Here is a 17,721-nt window from a genome sequence, read left to right as displayed (position 1 = left end):
CGCCGTCCGGCCGTCCCGGCGGTGACCGGCCCTCACCCGCTATTCGGCCCGCAGCGGCGGGGATTCACCGTCCCGGTGCTCCCCCGGGGTTTCCGGGTCCGGCTTCCCGGGGCGGCTCCGCTCGGCCCAGGCGGCCACCGGAGGTCCGGCGGCGCCCAGGGCCGCGAAGAACACACCGAGGAGCAGCCATCCCGGGTGCCCGAGCGCGAGGACCCCTCCGGTCAGGACCACCGGGGCGAGGGCCTGGCCGGCGTTGAAGCCGATGCCGAGCAGGCCCTGGTACTGCCCCTGGGCGTGGTCGGGTGCGAGACCGAGGCCGAGCGCGTAGCCGGCCGAGGACTCCCACACCTCCCCGATGCTGTGGACGGACACGGCGAGGACGACGAGCACCGGCGCGACCCACACGGGGACGTCGGCGGCCAGTGCCATCAACGGACAGCTGACGAGGAACAGCAGCCCGGCGAGGCGGAAGGCGCGGCCGCCCTGCCGGGGGGTCTCCACCCTGGAGCCCAGCCTGCTCTGGAGCAGCACGCAGACACCGCTGTTGACCGCGTAGACCGCGGCCACGGTCCAGCGCGGCGCGTCGGTGTGGGCGCTGAGCCACACCGGCAGCAGGAGGGAGACGGTCTGGTACTGCAGCCCCATGGCGCTGTAGAGCGCGACGAAGGACACGTAGGGCCGGTCGGCCAGGACGGACCACTGCCGGTGCTCCTCGGGCCGGGGCAGCGGCGGGTAGTTCGGCAGGCCCAGGAGCGCGATCAGGCCGGCGCCGGCGAAGCTGGCGGCGTTCGCGAGGATCAGCGCGGTGTAGGCGGCGCGGGTGTCGACCTGGATGGCGAGGGCCGCGCCCAGGGTGCCCAGGACGACACCGAGGTTGGTGAAGGTGCGCAGCCGGGCCCGGAAGGCGGCGGGCCGTTCGCCGCCGGCCCTGGCGATGAGTGCGCCGCCCGAGGCGCCGCCCGCCGCGGCGGCCAGCCGGTCCAGGGTGGCGATGAGCGTGAACGCGGGCCAGCTGTCGATGAGGACGAAGGCCGCCATGGTGACGGCCTGCAGGGCGAGGGAGGTCAGCCAGACCGTGCGCGGCCCGTACCGGTCGGCGAGGTTGCCCGCCGGTATGCCGACCGCCAGGCCGCAGAGACCGGCGATCGTCAGGCCCGCCCCCACCTGCGCGGCGGGCAGGTGCACCACGAGGGTGAAGTAGAGGACGGCGGCGGTGTTGAAGAGACCGTTGCCCACCCTGCTGACGAAACTGGCGGCGATCAGGGCTCGTTGCGCACCGGAAGCCGGCTCGCCGGATGAACGCCGTCCGGACCCCCTCATGATCATGCCAGTCAGGCTAACACGGGCGTTTGCCGGCACCGGAGTTGCCGGGGCCGCCGGTGCGGACGGCCGGTCGGCCGGTCGGCCGGTCGCCGAGGTGGACGGCTTCGCCACCCCGGGCCGCGTCACCGGCGGCCCCGGGCGTCACCCGGCCCGCTCCTCCAGCGCGTGCAGGACCTTGTCCAGCGTGATCGGCAGGTGCCGGACCCGTACCCCGCAGGCGTGCCACACCGCGTTCGAGACCGCGGCGGCCGTCCCGACGATGCCGATCTCCCCGATGCCCTTGGTCCCCATGGCGTTGACGTGGGGATCGTGCTCGTCGAGCCAGTGCGCCTCGATCCGGTCGACGTCCGCGTTCGCCGCGATGTGGTACTCGGCCAGGTCGTGGTTGACCACGTGGCCGGTCCGCGGATCGAGTACCCCGCTCTCGTGCAGGGCCATGGACAGCCCCATCGTCATCCCGCCGACGAACTGCGAGCGCGCCGTACGGGGGTTGATGATCCGGCCCGCGGCGAACACGCCCAGCAGCCGCGCCACCCGTACCTCGCCGGTGTCCGCGTGGACGTGCGCCTCGGCGAACTGCGCCCCGAAGGCGTGCATCGCGTAGCGCTCGTCCGCCGGCCCGACGCTCCCGGAGGCCTGCGCCCCGTCCGGCGGCTCGGCCCCGTACCGGGCACGCAGCGCACGCGCGGCCTCGACCACGGCCGAACCCCACGTCGTCATGCCGGAGGAACCCCCGGCCACCGACGCGACCGGGTGGTCGGTGTCGCCGATCCGCACCTCCACCCGCTCCACCGGCACGCCGAGCGCGTCCGCGGCGATCTGCGCCAGGGTGGTCCAGGTCCCGGTGCCGAGGTCGGCCGCACCGATCTCGGCCACGTAGCCCCCGCCCTCCCGCCGGATCGTCGCCGTCGACGTCGGCATCCGGCTGACGGGGTAGGTCGAGGCCGCCACCCCCGTGCCGACCAGCCAGTCGCCCCGGCGGCGCACGCCCGGCCGCGGGTCGCGCCGGGCCCAGTCGAACCGGGCCGCGCCCTCCCGCAGGCAGCCGACCAGGCCGCGGCTGGAGAACGGCTTGCCCGAGCCGGGTTCGACGGCGGGCTCGTTGCGGATCCGCAGCTCGACCGGGTCCAGGCCGAGACGCTCGGCCAGCTCGTCCATCGCCACCTCGGGACCGAACATCCCGGGGCACTCGCCCGGGGCGCGCATCCAGGACGGCACCGGCACGTCGAGGGCGGCCAGCCGGTGGGTGGTGCGCCGGTTCGGCGCGGCGTACATCATCCGCGCGGGGACGCCGGTCTGCTCCGCGAACTCCTTGATGCGCGAGGTCTGTTCGACGACGTCGACGGCGACCGCGGACAGCGTGCCGTCCCGCCCGGCCGCGAGGCGGCAGCGCTGGATGGTGGGGGTGCGGTAGCCGGTCAGGTCGAACATCTGTCGGCGGGTCAGCGCCAGCCGCACCGGCCGGCCGGGGACCGCCCTGGCGGCCATCGCGGCGAGCACCACGTTGACGTGCGGCCGTCCCTTGGAGCCGAACCCGCCCCCGACGTACGGGCAGACGACCCGCACCCGCTCCTCGTCGAGACCGAACACCTCCGCCAGGGCGGACCGCGTCGAGTGGACGCCCTGGGTGGAGTCCCACAGGGTGAGGAAGCCCTCGCCCGCCGGGTCCCACCGGGCCACCGTGGCGTGCGGTTCCATCGGGTTGTTGTGGTTCCGCGCGGTGCTGTACGTCTCCTCGACGGTCACCTCCGCCGCCGCCAGCGCGGCGTCCACGTCGCCCTCGGCGGTGTCCGTGGGGAAGTCCGGGTTCACCGTCTCCGGCGCGTACAGGTCCTCGCGGTCGGCCCGCAGTTCGGTGTCGTGCGCCTGCTGCGCGTAGCCGACCCGGACGAGGCCGGCCGCGTGCCGCGCCACCTCGGAGGTCTCGGCGACGACCACCGCGACGACCTGGCCGCGGAAGGCGACCTCCGCGTCCTGGAGCACCGCCAGCTCGCGGTCCTCGACGGACGCCAGCCGCTCCGCCCGGTCGTGGGTGAGCACGGTGACCACCCCGTCGAGTGCCTCGGCCGCCGCGGTGTCCAGTTCCGTGACGCGCCCCCGGGCGACGGTGGCCTGCACGACGTACAGGTGGGCGGCGTCCGCCAGCGGGGTCTCGTGGGCGTAGGTGGCGGTGCCCAGGACCTTGACGGTGCCGTCCCGGCGGGGCAGGTCGCGGCCGACGGCGGCCGGCTCGTCGGGGAGCGTCACGGGGTGTCCTTCCCGGTCAGGCCGCGCAGGGTGGCGGCGAGGGTGCGGCGCAGCAGGGGGATCTTGAACGCGTTGCCGCCGTCCAAGCCCCCGGCCGGCCGGGCGGCGGCGAGTTCCGCGTCCGCGGCGGCCCGGAAGCCGGCCTCCGTGGCGGGAGCGCCCCGCAGGGCCTCCTCGGCCCGGTACGCGCGCCACGGAGCGTGCGCCACGCCTCCGAACGCGATCCGCGCGTCCGCCACCACCCCGTCCCGGACGTCGACCGCCGCGGCCACGCTGACCAGGGCGAACGCGTACGAGGCCCGGTCCCGCACCTTGCGGTAGGCCGAGCGGCGGGCGATCGGCTCTCCCGGCAGGTCGATCGCGGTGATCAGCTCGCCGTGTTCGAGCACCGTGTCGCGCTCGGGCTCGTCGCCGGGCAGCCGGTGCAGACCGACGAACGGGATCGTGCGCTCGCCGGCCGGGCCGAGCACCCGCACGTGCGCGCCGAGCGCGGCCAGGGCCACCGCCATGTCCGAGGGGTGGACCGCGATGCAGTGCTCGGAGGCGCCGAGGATCGCGTGGTTGCGGGTCCATCCCCCGACCGCCGAACAGCCCGAGCCCGGCTCGCGCTTGTTGCACGGGGTCGTGACGTCCTGGAAGTAGACGCAGCGGGTGCGCTGCAGCGGGTTGCCGCCGGTGGTGGCCATGTTGCGCAGCTGCCCGGACGCCCCCGACAGGAGGGCCTGTGACAGCACCGGGAACCACTCGCGCACCCGGGGGTGCGCGGCGAGCGCGCTGTTGCTGACCCCCGCGCCGATCCGCAGGGCGCCGCCGCCGAGTTCCTCGACCCCGGTCGGCAGGGCGCCGGAGACGTCGACGACCAGCGCGGGCCGCGCGACGCCCAGCTTGAGGTGGTCCACCAGGTTCGTCCCGCCGCCGAGGAAGACCGCGTCCGGACGGCCGGCGACGCTGCGCACGGCGGCCGCGGCGTCGGCGGGGCGGTGGTAGTCGAACGGTCTCACCGGGACACCTCCGGGTCGGTGGCGGGCCGGCCCGCCGCCTGCAGCACGGCGGTGACGATGTTGACGTAGGCCCCGCAGCGGCACAGGTTGCCGCTCATCCGCTCGGCCACCTCGGCGCGTCCCGGCTCCGGTGCGCCCGGGCCCCGGGTGACGGCGCTCGGCCAGCCCTGCGCGAACTCGTCGAGCACCCCGACGGCGGAGACGACCTGCCCGGGGGTGCAGTACCCGCACTGGAGCGCGTCGCAGTCGACGAAGGCCTGCTGCACCGGGTGGAGCCCGTCGGCGGCGAGCCCCTGGGCGGTGACGACCTCGGCGCCGTCCTGGGTGACGGCGAGCGTGAGGCAGGCCAGCACGCGGCGGCCGCCGGACAGCACCGTGCAGGCGCCGCACTGTCCGTGGTCGCAACCCTTCTTGGGGCTCGTCACTCCGAGCCGTTCGCGCAGCGCGTCAAGCAGTGTCGTGCGCGTGTCGACGGTCAGCCGACGCGCGGTGCCGTCGACCCGTACGGTGATCTCCCTCTCCATCGCACCAGGTTTCCCTGCCCCGGCGGCGCCCACACGGCGCACGGCGCCCCGTCACACCCCTGGCGGCAGCGGCCGGAACCCGGGCCCGCGCGCTGGTGCGCCCGGCCGGTGGGCCCTCCTGGTGCGTACGACGTCCGTTTGCGGGCAGACGCCGGGAACGTCAAGGGTGCCTTGAGGCCCAACGACCGAGAGAGGGAGGAGCCGTCGTGGCACTGTTCCTGTTCATCCTGCTCATCGCCGTGGTGTTCGGCTTCGTCGGCGCACTGGTGAAGGGCCTGCTGTGGCTGTTGGTCATCGGCGCGGTGCTCTTCGTCGTCGCCCTGGTCCTGGGAGGCGTGCGCCTGGGGCGGCGCAGATGAGCGAGACGGGCCCGGCGAGCCGTCGCGGCGCACCGTGACGGCCCGCCGTGCCCGGTCCTGCGGGTCGGCCGCTCCGGCGGGGGCGGTGAAAGGCGAGGTGCAAGGCGAGGTGCACGGCGAGGAGGCGGAGATCATGGACGGACGCGAGCAGCGGGCGCCGGCGCCGGGCCGGGGCGGGCCCGTCCCGTCGGCCGGTCCACGGCGGCCCGCGCCACGCGGGCCGCTGTCGGCGGCGGTGCTCGACCTCGTGACGGCCGGGCCGCCGCCCGGTACGGCCCGGGGCCCCGTGCCGGGCGGCCCCTTCCCCGACCCCTGGGGCGAGGACCACCAGCTGGCGCTGCACCTCTGCTACGAGCTGCACGACCGCGGGCTGCCGGGCGTCCACCCCGGCTGGGAGTGGGACCCCGTCCTGCTCACCCTGCGGCGCGGGCTGGAGGACGCCTTCCTGGCCGCGGTACGCGCCGGGACGGAACCGGTGCCGCCCCTCCCGGAGCTGCTGGAGCAGCTGCTGACGGAGCCGACCGACGGCAGCGGCCCCTCGCACTTCCTGCTGGCCGAGGGGGAACGGCGGCACGCCCAGGAGTACCTGGTGCACCGCTCCGTCTACCACCTCAAGGAGGCGGACCCGCAGCTGTGGGTCCTGCCGCGGATCCACGGCCCCGCCCAGGCGGTGCTGATGGCGGTCGCCTACGACGAGTACGGCGCCGGCCGCCCGGACCGCGCCCACTGCCTGCTCTACGCCCGGATGATGGCCGCCTTCGGCCTCGACCCGGCGTACGGGCACTACCGGGACCTTGTGCCCGCCCCGATGCTCGCCGTGGTGAACCTCATGACCCTCTTCGGACTGCACCGCGCGCTCCGCGGCGCGGCGGTGGGGCAGTTCGCGGCCATCGAGATCACCTCCTCGCCCGGCTCGGCCCGGCTCGCCCGGGCCCTGGAACGGCTGGGCGGCGGCGCGGACGGCACCCTGTTCTACCGCGAGCACGTCGAGGCCGACGCCGTCCACGAGCAGCTGGTGCGCCGCGGCGTCATCGAGGAACTGCTCGCCACGGAACCGGAACTGGCGCCGGACATCGCCTTCGGCATCGCCGCCGCCACCCTGGTCGGCGACCGGTTCGCGGAGCACCTGCTCGCGTCCTGGCGAGCCGGACGGACGTCCCTACGCGCGCCCCTCGCGCCCCTCGCCCATGTCGCGGGCTGACTCCGGGGCCCCGGCCCGGCACCGCGCACACCGGTCGCCGGTCCCGGGCGGCCCCGCCGACCGGGAGCGGACGGGTCGGCCGCCCGGCTCGGAGCACGTACCGGATGACGGCGGGCCCCGTGCGGGCGACCCTGGTCACGTGAGCGACGACACGGCACGAGGCGGCCGGGAGCCGGATTCCGCACCGGGCGCCGAGCCGGAACGCGGGTCGGCACCGACGGTCGGGGTCGAGGAGGAGTACTTCCTCGTCGACGCCGAGAGCCGCGCCGCCGTACCGGCCGGACCACGGCTGGCGGCGCGGGCGGGCCGGGTGCTGGGCGACCTGGTGTCCGGGGAGTTCACGGACCTCCAGATCGAGGCGCGGACCCCGCCGTGCGCCACGATGGCCGAACTGTCCACCCGGCTGACGCGGCTGCGCCGCGAGCTCGCCGCGTGCGCCGCGGCCGAGGGGGTGGCGGTGTGCCCGAGCGCGACGCCCGTGCTCGGCGGCGGTGGCGTGGTGCCGGTGGGCGAGCACCCCCGGTACCGCGACGGGGTGGAGCTGTTCCGGACCCTGATGGACGACTTCGCCGTCTGCGCCCTCCACGTCCACGTGTGCCTGCCCGACCGCGAGGTGGCGGCCCTGGCCGGCAACCACCTGCGCCCCTGGCTGCCGCTGCTGGTGGAGATGAGCGCCAACTCGCCCTTCCACGCCGGCCAGGACACCGGGTACGCGAGCTGGCGCTCGGTGCTGCGGCTGCGCTTCCCCTCCCTCGGTCCGCCGCCGCGGGTCGAGTCCTTCGACGACTACCGGCGCGTCGCCGCGGCGATGGCGGAGGTCGGCGGGAGCTCCTTCGCCGAGCTGCCGTTCTGGGACACCCGGCCCCACCCGCGGTTCCCGACGCTGGAGGTGCGGTGCATGGACGTCCCGGCCGAGGTCGCCGACACGGTGGCGCTGGCCGCCGTCGTCCGGGGGCTGGTGGTGACCTCCGCCCGGCTCGTGGAGGCGGGCGATCCGGGCCCGGCCCCGAGCGGTGAACTCCTGCGGGGCGCGTACTGGTACGCCACCCGCGACGGCTGGCCGGGGCCGGGAGCGGACGCGCTGAGCGGGCGGATGCTGCCCGCGCCCGAGCGGGCCCGGCGGCTGTTGGAGCACATCGGCGCCGCGCTGGAGGACCTGGGGGACCTGGAACGGGCGGCGGACTTCGTCGACCGGCTGGCCGCCCGGGGCAGCGGTGCCCACCGCCAGCGCGCCGTGCACCGGCGGGGCGGCCTGCGCGCGGTCGTGGACGACCTGGCGGGCTGCATGATCCCGGCCGGAGCCGCCGAGCCGCAGCCGCCGCGGGCCCGCACTCATCCGCACGGCGGACGCCCCGGCGGTGTGACCGCCCGGGGCGTGCCAGCGTGGAGGGGTGCGACCGGACACGGGCGGGGAATCGGACCCGTGCCGGAGGACGACCGGAAGCGTAGGGAGCAGCAGCCGATGGAAGACCTCGTGAGCATGCCCGGCCGGGTGGCCGGGGCCCCGGCCGAGGAAGGGGCGGTCCGGGTCCGCCGGGACGGCTACGCCCGCCTGGGCGCCGCGGACCTCGGCATCAACCTCCAGGCGATGGCGGCGGACTTCGCCGAGCTGGCCGGAGCGTACAAGGACCTGCCCGCGGACCCGTACGCGCGGGAGACCCACCGGTTCCGCCGCTACTCGCACGCCGTCCACCTGCCCTGGACCGGGGAGCTGTCGTACACCCCCGGAGCGCCCGACGAGGAGTTCGGCACCGTCACCGAGTACTGGCAGGACGAGCACAACCCGGAGTACCCGCGGGTGCTCCGCCGGCTGCCCGACATCCCGCCGGCCCTGCAGGACAACCGGCTGCTCGACGCCCTGATCCGCGCCGACCTGGGCCACGCGCTGTGGCTGGAGGACCTGCACCGCGTCCCCGTCTACGTCGGCGTCCACCTGATCTCGCTCGGTGTGCACGGCCGCGAGCAGGTCGCCGTCTCCTCGCCCAACTGCCTGCACCAGGACGGCGGTTCACCGGCCACCTTCACCTTCGCCCACCTGATCGGCCGACGGAACGTCGAGGGCGGCGAGAACGTCATCGCCACTCCCGGGAGCGCCGGCCGCCAACCCGACGCGCTGCCGCCCGAGGACGTCCTCGACCGCTTCGTCCTCACCGAGCCGCTGGACGGCTACGGCGTGCACGACTGCCGCGTCAGCCACTACGTCGGGCCCGTCCGCCTCGGCGACGACGGCGACGACGGCCGGCGCGACATCCTGATCATCGGCATCGCCCCCTACACCCCCGGACTGTAGCCCTGCGTCGGCGCCGGTGCGCCCGGCCACGGCCCCGCGCACCGGCGCCGGCCTCCGGAGCCGATCGGGTGAGCGGCGCACGACTCGCCCGAGTGCCGGGCCCGGGACGGGGATCACTGCCCTCCGGACCGGGACGGACCCGGCCGCGAGGAGAGGCGGGAACACGATGGGGCACGGCGGGAACGTGATCGCGGAGCTGGAGGCCGACCACCGGGAGGTGGAGGAGATGTTCGCCCGGCTCCGGGCGATGACCGGGCGCGGGCAGGAGCTGCGGGACCTGGTGGACCAGGTCACCATCGAGCTGGTGCGGCACTCGGTGGCCGAGGAGCAGTACCTCTACCCGGCGGTGCGCGAGCACGTCCCGGGCGGGGACGCGCTCGCGGACAAGGAGATCGGGGACCACGCCCGGGTCGAGGAGATCCTCAAGAAGCTGGAGCGGATGGACACGGCCGACACGCAGATGAGCCCCATGCTGCGGGAGCTCATGGACGAGGTGACCAGCCACGTCCAGGACGAGGAGAACAACCTGTTCCCCAGGCTGGCCCAAGCCTGTACGCCCGAGCAGCTGGACGACCTCGGGGACAAGATCCGCCGCGCGAAGTCGATGGCCCCCACCCGCCCGCACCCGGCCGCCCCGAGCAGCCCCGGGGCCAGCAAGCTGCTCGCCCCCGGCGCGGGGCTGGTCGACCGCGCACGCGACTTCGTCACCGGCCGCGGCAGGTCCTGAACCACCCTGCCCGCGCGAACCGGCCCTGGGCCGGCCCGTTCCAGGGCCGGCCCCGGGCCGGTGCGTTCCGGCCGGTGCGTTCCGGCCTGTACCTTCGGGCCGCTGTGCTCCGGCCGGCCGTGACGCAGGTCATGCCGTCCGCCGTGCCCACCCGCCTACACTGGTCGGCCAGCAGCAGGGCAGCGAAGCCCCGCAGACGAGCAGCTCGCCCGGCCCCGCCCCACGGACACCGGCGAGCCCGCCCATGAGGGACCGATCGCCGTGTCCACCGACCTCACCCCCGTCATAGCCGCCTCCGCCCGCTGGCTGCTGGCCGCCTACCCGCCGCCGGCGGGCGCGCTCAACGCCGCGCTGGCCGAGGCCCAGGCCCGCCAGGCCGCGACCCTCGCGGCCCACCTGCGCTACCCGGGCGACCTCGACGTGCAGCTGCTGCACCTGCTCGGCCCCGGCGGGTCGGCCCGGCTGGACTGGCTGACCGGCAGCGAGGCCGAGCCCGCGGACGCCGCCTGGCGCACCTGGGTGGACGAGACCGTCGTCAGCTGGGCCGCGTGCTTCCTGGCCGACCCGGCCGTCACCGCGCGCGCCCACCGGTTGCCGGCCGCGGCCGGGCTCCCCGCCGAGGCCCGGGCCCCCGGCCTGCGGCGCCTGGCCCGGCCCGGCGCCCGCGACAGCGAAGCCGCCGTGCTGCTGCGCCACCCCGATCTGCTCGAACCCGTCATGGCCCTGCACCGGGCCTCGCTCACCGAGCTGCTGGACACCGAGGGCTGCGCCGCGGCGTAGCCCGGGAGGCCGCCACCGGTGCGGTCCGGTGGCGGCCTCCTGGCGGCGGGCCGACGTGCGCGTCAGCCGGCCCGGAGCCCCACCGCCAGGGTCAGTTCGAGGACCCGGTGCGGTGATGCGAGGTCCGGGAACAGCTCCCGCAGCTGCGACATCCGGTAGCGGACCGTCTGGGGGTGGACGAACAGCGCCGCCGCCACCTCGTCCCGCCGGCCCTGGTGCAGCAGCCACGCCCGCAGCGTCTCCTCCAGCCGCCGCGCGGTCGTGTCGGGCAGGGTCCGCAACGGCGCGAGCGCTCGGGCCCGCAGGTCCGCGAACGCGTCCGCGTCGGCGCTCAGCACCAGCTCGGGCAGGTGGTCCTCGGTGTCGCGGATGTCAGGGGAGAGGGAGCGCGCGCGTACGGCCCGCGCGTACGAGGCGGACGCACGGTTCCACGGCCGGGCCGGGCCGACCACGGCGGTGCGGTGCGTCAGCTGCCGCAGGAGGTGCGGGCGGTCGGCATCGGGGACGAGCAGCACGCCGGTGGCGTCCGGCAGGTCGTCGAGGACGAGCGTGCGCGGGTCGAGCGAGCGGTAGGCGGGCCGGGCCTGGGCGGCGGGCAGCAGGACGGCGGTCAGCGAGACCGGGGGCTGCCACCCGGCCCGTTGGACGGAGGCCAGCAGCACCTCCGGGCTCACGTCGGCGAGGAGGTCGCGGGCCAGGTGCTCCAGGTGGCGCTCGTGGGCCCGGCCCTGGGCGGCCAGTTCGTCGGCATGGCCCGCGGCGCTCGCGGCGGAGAGCTCGTCGATGTAGGCGAAGGTCAGCTCGGCGAACTTGGCGACCTCGGCGGCGGGCAGGCCCGCGGGTACGGCACCCGCGGCCAGGCACCGCCAGGCCACCCGGGCGCCGACGCGGTAGGCGCTGAGCAGGGCGTCCATCGAACGGCCGTCGCGCACCTCGCCGCGGCCCAGGTCGTAGGCCGCGTCACCGGCGTCGCCACCCGTGGCGTTCCCGCTCGCCAGGTCCAGGTAGTGCCCCAGGGCGGTGCGGACGGCTCGCCGGATGGTGGCGCCCATACTTCCCGAGAGGGCGTTGGCGTAGGGAGGGACCTCGTCGATGATCGCCTCGACGACCTCGTCGGCGGTGGCCGTCAGCGCGGCCCGAAGCGCGGCGACCGTCCTCTCGTCCAGGACCAGCTCGCTGGCCCTCCGGATCGCATGGCTCACGTTTTTGTTTCCCACGAACAATTCAGTCGTCCAGATTCACGTCCTACGGTCAGGACTTTACGCCCCGAGACGCAGCAAGCTGGAGCCATGACGAGTGCAGCCCTCCGCGGCAGGGCATGGAAACTGCTGGAGATGGTCACGACGCCGCTGCTGCCGTCGGACTACCTCGACCTGGTCAGCCCGCTGCGGGCGGGTGCCGACCTGCGGGGGCGCATCGAGGCCGTGCACCGCGAGACGGGCGACGCCGCGACCGTCGTGATCAGGCCGGGCCGGAGCTGGCGCGGCCACACGGCCGGTCAGTACGTGCGGATCGGGGTCGACGTCGACGGGAGGCGCCTGTGGCGCGCCTACTCCCTCACCTCGCCGACCGACCGCCCGGACGGCCGCATCACGATCACCGTGAAGACGGTCCCGGACGGCAAGGTCAGCAACCACCTGGTCCACAGGGTGGCACCGGGCACGCTGGTCCGGCTCGACCAGCCGACGGGTGACTTCGTGCTGCCGCGGGCCAGGCCCGCCAAGGTGCTCTACCTGACGGCCGGCAGCGGCATCACGCCCGTGATGGGCATGCTGCGCGACACCGAGGTCGACGACGCCGTCATGGTCCACTGCGCGCCGCGGCCGCAGGACGTGATCTTCCGCGACGAACTGCACGGCCTGGCCGCGGCCGGGAAGCTGCGCCTCAGCGAGGTGCACACCGACACGGACGGCCGGCTCGACGTCGCCCGGCTCGGCGACCTCGTGCCCGACTGGACCGAGCGCGAGACCTGGGCCTGCGGGCCCGCGGGCCTGCTCGACGCCGTGGAGGAGCACTGGGCCGGGCACGGAGTCCGGGAGCGCCTGCACACCGAGCGCTTCCGCCCCCGCGTCGTCGCCGGCTCCGGCGACGACGACGGCGGCGAGGTCACCTTCAGCACCACCGGCAGGATCGTCGCCGCGGACGGCGCCACGCCGCTGCTGGACGTCGGCGAGGAGGCCGGCGTGCTCATGCCCTCCGGGTGCCGCATGGGCATCTGCTTCGGCTGCGTCACGCCGCTCAGGGCGGGCGCCGTCCGCGACCTGCGCACCGGCGAGATCACCGAGGCCGAGCCGGGCGTCCTCATCCAGACCTGCGTGTCCGCCGCGGCGGGCCCCTGCGACATCGAACGGTAGAAGCGCCTTGACCGCCATCGACCCCACCGCCCACCTGACCGCGGAGCAGATCGAGGAGCTCGGCCGCGAGCTGGACGCGATCCGCGACGAGGTGATCGCCGACCGCGGCGAGAAGGACGCCGCCTACATCCGCAGGGTGATCTCGGCGCAGCGCACGCTCGAACTGGCCAGCAGGGGCGTGCTGCTGTTCTCGGCCTTCCGGCCCGCGTGGCTGCTCGGCACCGCCGGCCTCTCCGTCGCGAAGATCATCGACAACATGGAGATCGGCCACAACGTCCTGCACGGCCAGTGGGACTGGATGCGGGACCCGAAGATCCACTCCACCACCTGGGAGTGGGACCACGTCTCGCCCGCCGAGCAGTGGAAGCACTCGCACAACGAGCTGCACCACGCGTACACCAACGTGATCGGCAAGGACAACGACCTCGGCTACGGCATCATGCGCGTCGACGAGGACCAGAAGTGGCACCCGGTCCACCTCGGCCAGCCGCTGTGGAACCTCGTCAACGCCTGCTTCTTCGAGTACGGCATCGCCGCGTACGACCTGGAGCTCGGCAAGAACCTGCGCAAGGGCCGCCGCGGGGACCCGGAGTTCCGGGCGCGGGCGAGGGCCGTGGGCCGCAAGATCCGCAAGCAGGTGCTCAAGGACTACGTGATCCACCCGCTGCTGTCGGGCCCGTCGTTCCCCGCCACGCTCGCCGCCACGTTCACCGCGAACGTGGTCCGCAACGTCTGGTCCCACTCGGTGATCATGTGCGGGCACTTCCCGGAGGGCGTCCAGGTCTTCGAGCGCCGGTCGGTCGAGGGCGAGACGCGCGGCCAGTGGTACCTGCGCCAGATGATGGGCTCGGCGAACATCGGCGGCAGCAGGGCCATGCACTTCATGACCGGCAACCTGTCGCACCAGATCGAGCACCACCTGTTCCCGGACCTGCCGAGCAACCGGTACGCCGAGGTCGCGGTGAAGGTGCGCGCACTGTTCGAGAAGTACGAGCTGGCGTACGTCACCGGGCCGCTGCCCAAACAGGTGTTCTCCGCCTGGCACAAGGTCTTCCGGCTCTCGCTGCCGAACAGGAAGCCCGAGGCCAGGAGGCCTGGGCGCGCCAGGGTCGCGGCCCGGGGCCTCCGCCACGGCGCGTCGACCGCGCCGACCCGCTAGCCTGGGCCGCTTCCCGTACCGAGAACCGTCCGAGGAGCCCAGCGCCGTGTCCGACAGCTTCGCGCACCTGCACGTCCACACCGAGTACTCGATGCTCGACGGGGCCGCGAAGAACGGCAAGCTGTTCGCCGAGGCGGAGAGACAGGGCATGCCCGCCATCGCGATGAGCGACCACGGCAACATGTTCGGCGCGTACGAGTTCTTCCACGCCGCCGCGAAGACCGCCGTGAAGCCGATCATCGGCATCGAGGCGTACGTGGCGCCCGGGTCCCGCTTCCACAAGAAGCAGGTGTTCTGGTCCCCCGGCGGCCAGCGCCCGGCCAGCAGCGACGGCGAGGGCGGCAAGGACGTCTCGGGCGGCGGCCGCTACACCCACATGACGATGTGGGCGCAGAACGCGACCGGTCTGCGGAACCTGTTCAAGCTCTCCTCCCTCGCGTCGATGGAGGGCTACTACATGAAGCCCCGCATGGACCGCGAGCTGATCGCGGCCAACGCCGGCGGCATCATCGCCACGACCGGCTGCCCCTCGGGCGAGGTGCAGACCCGGCTGCGGCTGGGCCAGTACGACGAGGCGGTGAAGGCGGCCGGCGCTTACCAGGACATCTTCGGCAAGGAGAACTACTTCCTGGAGCTGATGGACCACGGCCTGTCCATCGAGCAGGACGTCCGGGCGGACCTGCTGCGCCTGGCCAAGCACCTGGACATCCCGCTGCTGGCCACCAACGACTCGCACTACGTGACCGCCGACCAGGCCGACGCCCACGACAGCCTGCTCTGCGTCGGCGTGGGCAAGAACAAGGACGACCCGAACCGGTTCAAGTTCCAGGGCACCGGCTACTACGTGAAGACCGCCGACGAGATGCGCGAGCTCTTCCGCGAGCTGCCGGAGGCCTGCGACAACACGCTGGCGATCGCCGAGCGCGTCGAGTCGTACGAGGAGGTCTTCACCTACGTCGACCGGATGCCCCAGTTCGACGTGCCCGAGGGCGAGACCCAGGCCTCGTACCTGCGCAAGAAGATCGAGATCGGCCTCCAGCACCGCTACGGCGACAACCCGGGCCAGGAGGTGCTGGACCGGATCGAGCTGGAGATGGGCGTCATCACCCCGATGGGGTTCGACGCCTACTTCCTCGTGGTCGCCGACATCTGCCAGTACGGGCGCGACAACGGCATCCCCGTCGGCCCGGGCCGCGGCTCGGCGGCCGGCTCGATGGTCGCCTACCTGACCGGCATCACCCAGCTGGACCCGCTGGAGCACGACCTGCTCTTCGAGCGCTTCCTCAACCCCGAGCGCATCAACCCCCCGGACGTCGACATCGACTTCGACGACCGCCAGCGCGACCAGATGGTCCGCTACGTCACCGAGAAGTACGGCGCCGCCTACACGGCCCAGGTGAACACCTTCGGCACCATCAAGGCCAAGGCCGCCGTGAAGGACGCCAACCGCATCCTCGGCTACCCCTTCTCGATGGGCGACCGCATCACCAAGGCGATGCCCCCGGACGTCATGGGCAAGGGCGTGCCGCTGGCCGACCTGTTCGACGAGAAGCACCCCCGCTACAACGAGGGCACCGAGATCCGGGCGCTGTACGAGAACGAGCCGGACGTCAAGAAGATCATCGACACCGGCCGGGGCATCGAGGGCCTGATCCGCGGCACCGGCGTGCACGCGGCCGCCGTCATCCTCTCCTCGACCCCGCTGCTCGACCTCATCCCGCTGCACATGCGGGACAAGGACGGCACGATCATCACCGGCTTCGACTACCCGTCCTGCGAAGCCATGGGCCTGATCAAGATGGACTTCCTCGGGCTGCGGAACCTGGGCATCATCGATCACTGCCTCAAGATCGTGAAGGCCAACCGGGGCGTCGACGTCGACATCGAGAAGATCCCGATCGACGACCCCACCACCTACCAGCTGCTCGCCCGCGGCGACACCCTCGGCGTGTTCCAGCTCGACGGCGGGCCCATGCGCGCCCTGCTGCGGCTGATGAAGCCCACCGAGTTCGCCGACATCTCCGCCGTCTCCGCGCTGTACCGCCCCGGCCCGATGGGCATGAACTCGCACACCAACTACGCGCTGCGCAAGAACGGGCAGCAGGAGATCATCCCGATCCACCCCGAGCTGGAGGAGCCGCTCAAGGACGTCCTCGGCCCCACCTACGGCCTGATCGTCTACCAGGAGCAGGTGCAGCGAGCCGCCCAGGTGCTGGCCGGCTACTCGCTCGGCCAAGCCGACCTGCTGCGCCGCGCGATGGGCAAGAAGAAGAAGGAGGTGCTGGAGAAGGAGTTCGTGCCCTTCCACGCGGGCTGCAAGGAGCGCGGCTACTCCGACGAGGCCATCCAGGCGGTCTGGGACGTCCTGGTCCCCTTCGCCGGCTACGCGTTCAACAAGTCGCACTCCGCCGCGTACGGCCTGGTCTCGTACCAGACCGCCTACCTCAAGGCCAACTACCCGGCCGAGTACATGGCCGCGCTGCTCACCTCGGTCGCCGACGACAAGGACAAGATGGCGGTCTACCTGGCCGAGTGCCGGCAGATGGGCATCAAGATCCTCTCCCCCGACGTCAACGAGTCGGTGGTCGACTTCACCGCCGTCGGCAGCGACGTCCGCTTCGGCCTCAAGGCCGTGCGCAACGTCGGCGTGCCCGTGATCGAGTCCCTGGTGCGCACCCGCGAGGAGAAGGGCAAGTACACCTCCTTCGCCGACTTCCTGGACAAGGTCGAGCTGGTGGTCTGCAACAAGCGCACCGTCGACTCGCTCGTCAAGGCGGGCGCCTTCGACTCCCTCGGCCACACCCGGCTGTCCCTGAGCACCGTGCACGAGAGCGCCATCGACGCGGTGACGGGCGTCAAGAAGCAGCAGGCGATCGGCCAGGACGACCTGTTCGGCAGCCTGGGCGGCGACGACACCCCGGCCATCGGCCTGGACTTCGACCTGCCCGACCGCGAGTGGCCGCGCAGGCAACTCCTCAGCCTGGAGCGGGAGATGCTCGGCCTCTACGTCTCCAGCCACCCGCTGGACGGCGCCGAGCACATCCTCTCCCGCAACCGCGACATCACCATCGCCGAACTCCTCGGCTCCGGCCGCACCGAGGGCGAGGTCCGCCTCGCCGGCCTGGTCACCAACGTCGACCGGCGCATCAACAAGGCGGGCAACGCCTGGGCGATCATCACCCTCACCGACCGCGACGCCTCCGTCGAGGTCCTGTTCTTCCCCGCCACCTACAACCTGATGTCCGCCCAGATGATCGAGGACAACGTCATCTCGGCGCGCGGCCGGCTCAACGAACGCGACGGCTCGCTGAGCATCTTCGGCCAGGAGATCACCACCCTGGACATGTCCTCCGCCGAACTCGGCACCAAGCCGCCCGTCCAGATCACCGTCCCCGCCGCGCGCATCACCCCCGAAACGGTGACCGAGCTGAAGCTCGCCCTCCGGGCGCACCCCGGCGACGTACCCGTCCGGCTGCTGACCACCAACTGGGACAAGGACACCCTGTACGAGCTCGGCTACCTGGTGAACCCCGACAACGGCCTCGCCTCGGACGTGAAGACCCTGCTCGGCACCCACTCCTGGCAGGGAACGGCGTAGCGCCCGGGCACCTTTCGCCGCCGTCCGTAGCAGGTCCGTCCGGCCGACGGGACCTCTGTGTTCAGAGGTCCCGCTCGGGCCGCGGCTTCTCTACGGCCGGGCGCTGTTTAGAGCGCTCGGCCGGCCGTCCGGCGGGTGCGGGTACGGAGCGCCCGGTG

13 protein-coding genes are annotated in these 17,721 nt (G+C 73.6%); 8 read left to right on the top strand and 5 right to left on the bottom strand.

Annotated features, from left to right (window positions below):
- Positions 1–39: 39 nt before the first annotated feature.
- The 4 genes from ACFY0X_RS18900 to ACFY0X_RS18885 form a co-directional block, all read right to left on the bottom strand.
- Positions 40–1,320: an MFS transporter gene (locus ACFY0X_RS18900; RefSeq protein WP_387756179.1), complete on the bottom strand. Its 1,281-nt coding sequence runs from the start codon at positions 1,318–1,320 to the stop codon at positions 40–42.
- Between the two features lie 144 nt (positions 1,321–1,464).
- Positions 1,465–3,570, bottom strand: a complete 2,106-nt coding sequence (locus ACFY0X_RS18895; protein WP_387755982.1) for a xanthine dehydrogenase family protein molybdopterin-binding subunit — start codon at positions 3,568–3,570, stop codon at positions 1,465–1,467.
- Positions 3,567–4,571 (bottom strand): FAD binding domain-containing protein, encoded by a 1,005-nt coding sequence (locus ACFY0X_RS18890; protein WP_387755980.1) that lies wholly within the window; start codon positions 4,569–4,571, stop codon positions 3,567–3,569. Before ACFY0X_RS18890 ends, ACFY0X_RS18895 begins: the two co-directional genes overlap by 4 nt.
- Positions 4,568–5,095, bottom strand: a complete 528-nt coding sequence (locus tag ACFY0X_RS18885) for a (2Fe-2S)-binding protein (protein WP_387755978.1) — start codon at positions 5,093–5,095, stop codon at positions 4,568–4,570. The genes ACFY0X_RS18890 and ACFY0X_RS18885 overlap by 4 nt, the downstream gene beginning before the upstream one ends.
- A gap of 206 nt (positions 5,096–5,301) precedes the next feature.
- Here ACFY0X_RS18885 and ACFY0X_RS18880 point away from each other — a divergent pair, with 206 nt between their 5' ends.
- The 5 genes from ACFY0X_RS18880 (at position 5,302) to ACFY0X_RS18860 (ending at position 10,452) form a co-directional block, all read left to right on the top strand.
- Positions 5,302–5,454, top strand: coding sequence for a hypothetical protein (locus ACFY0X_RS18880; RefSeq protein ID WP_387755976.1), 153 nt, complete (start codon positions 5,302–5,304; stop codon positions 5,452–5,454).
- A 97-nt stretch (positions 5,455–5,551) separates the two neighbouring features.
- Positions 5,552–6,655 carry an iron-containing redox enzyme family protein gene (locus tag ACFY0X_RS18875; RefSeq protein WP_387755974.1) on the top strand — a complete coding sequence of 368 codons (1,104 nt, stop codon included), beginning with the start codon at positions 5,552–5,554 and terminating at the stop codon, positions 6,653–6,655.
- 139 nt (positions 6,656–6,794) lie between these two features.
- A complete protein-coding gene (locus tag ACFY0X_RS18870) occupies positions 6,795–8,945 on the top strand; it encodes a YbdK family carboxylate-amine ligase (protein ID WP_387755972.1) in 2,151 nt (716 codons plus the stop codon).
- Positions 8,946–9,111: 166 nt separating this feature from the next.
- A complete protein-coding gene (locus ACFY0X_RS18865) occupies positions 9,112–9,672 on the top strand; it encodes a hemerythrin domain-containing protein (RefSeq protein ID WP_387755970.1) in 561 nt (186 codons plus the stop codon).
- A 261-nt stretch (positions 9,673–9,933) separates the two neighbouring features.
- Positions 9,934–10,452, top strand: coding sequence for a hypothetical protein (locus ACFY0X_RS18860; RefSeq protein WP_387755968.1), 519 nt, complete (start codon positions 9,934–9,936; stop codon positions 10,450–10,452).
- A 62-nt stretch (positions 10,453–10,514) separates the two neighbouring features.
- On the opposite strand, the gene ACFY0X_RS18855 is transcribed toward ACFY0X_RS18860, so the two are convergent.
- Complete coding sequence (locus ACFY0X_RS18855; RefSeq protein ID WP_387755966.1) at positions 10,515–11,654, bottom strand: PucR family transcriptional regulator; 1,140 nt, start codon at positions 11,652–11,654, stop codon at positions 10,515–10,517.
- 87 nt (positions 11,655–11,741) lie between these two features.
- Between ACFY0X_RS18855 and ACFY0X_RS18850 the strand changes: the two genes are divergently transcribed.
- From ACFY0X_RS18850 to dnaE, 3 genes are read left to right on the top strand one after another with little or no spacing between them, the layout of a single operon-like run.
- The gene (locus ACFY0X_RS18850; RefSeq protein ID WP_387755964.1) at positions 11,742–12,806 is read left to right on the top strand and encodes a ferredoxin reductase; all 1,065 of its coding nucleotides are present in this window, start codon (positions 11,742–11,744) and stop codon (positions 12,804–12,806) included.
- A gap of 7 nt (positions 12,807–12,813) precedes the next feature.
- Complete coding sequence (locus ACFY0X_RS18845) at positions 12,814–13,965, top strand: fatty acid desaturase family protein (RefSeq protein ID WP_387755962.1); 1,152 nt, start codon at positions 12,814–12,816, stop codon at positions 13,963–13,965.
- Between the two features lie 46 nt (positions 13,966–14,011).
- Positions 14,012–17,563, top strand: coding sequence for a DNA polymerase III subunit alpha (gene dnaE, locus ACFY0X_RS18840; RefSeq protein ID WP_387755960.1), 3,552 nt, complete (start codon positions 14,012–14,014; stop codon positions 17,561–17,563).
- Positions 17,564–17,721 lie beyond the last annotated feature (158 nt).

Origin of the sequence: Kitasatospora sp. NPDC001547 (assembly GCF_042894165.1) — a bacterium.
Taxonomy (GTDB): Bacteria; Actinomycetota; Actinomycetes; order Streptomycetales; family Streptomycetaceae; genus Kitasatospora.
Note: the sequence above shows the minus strand (reverse complement) of the source record. Positions and strands in the feature narration are given on the sequence as shown.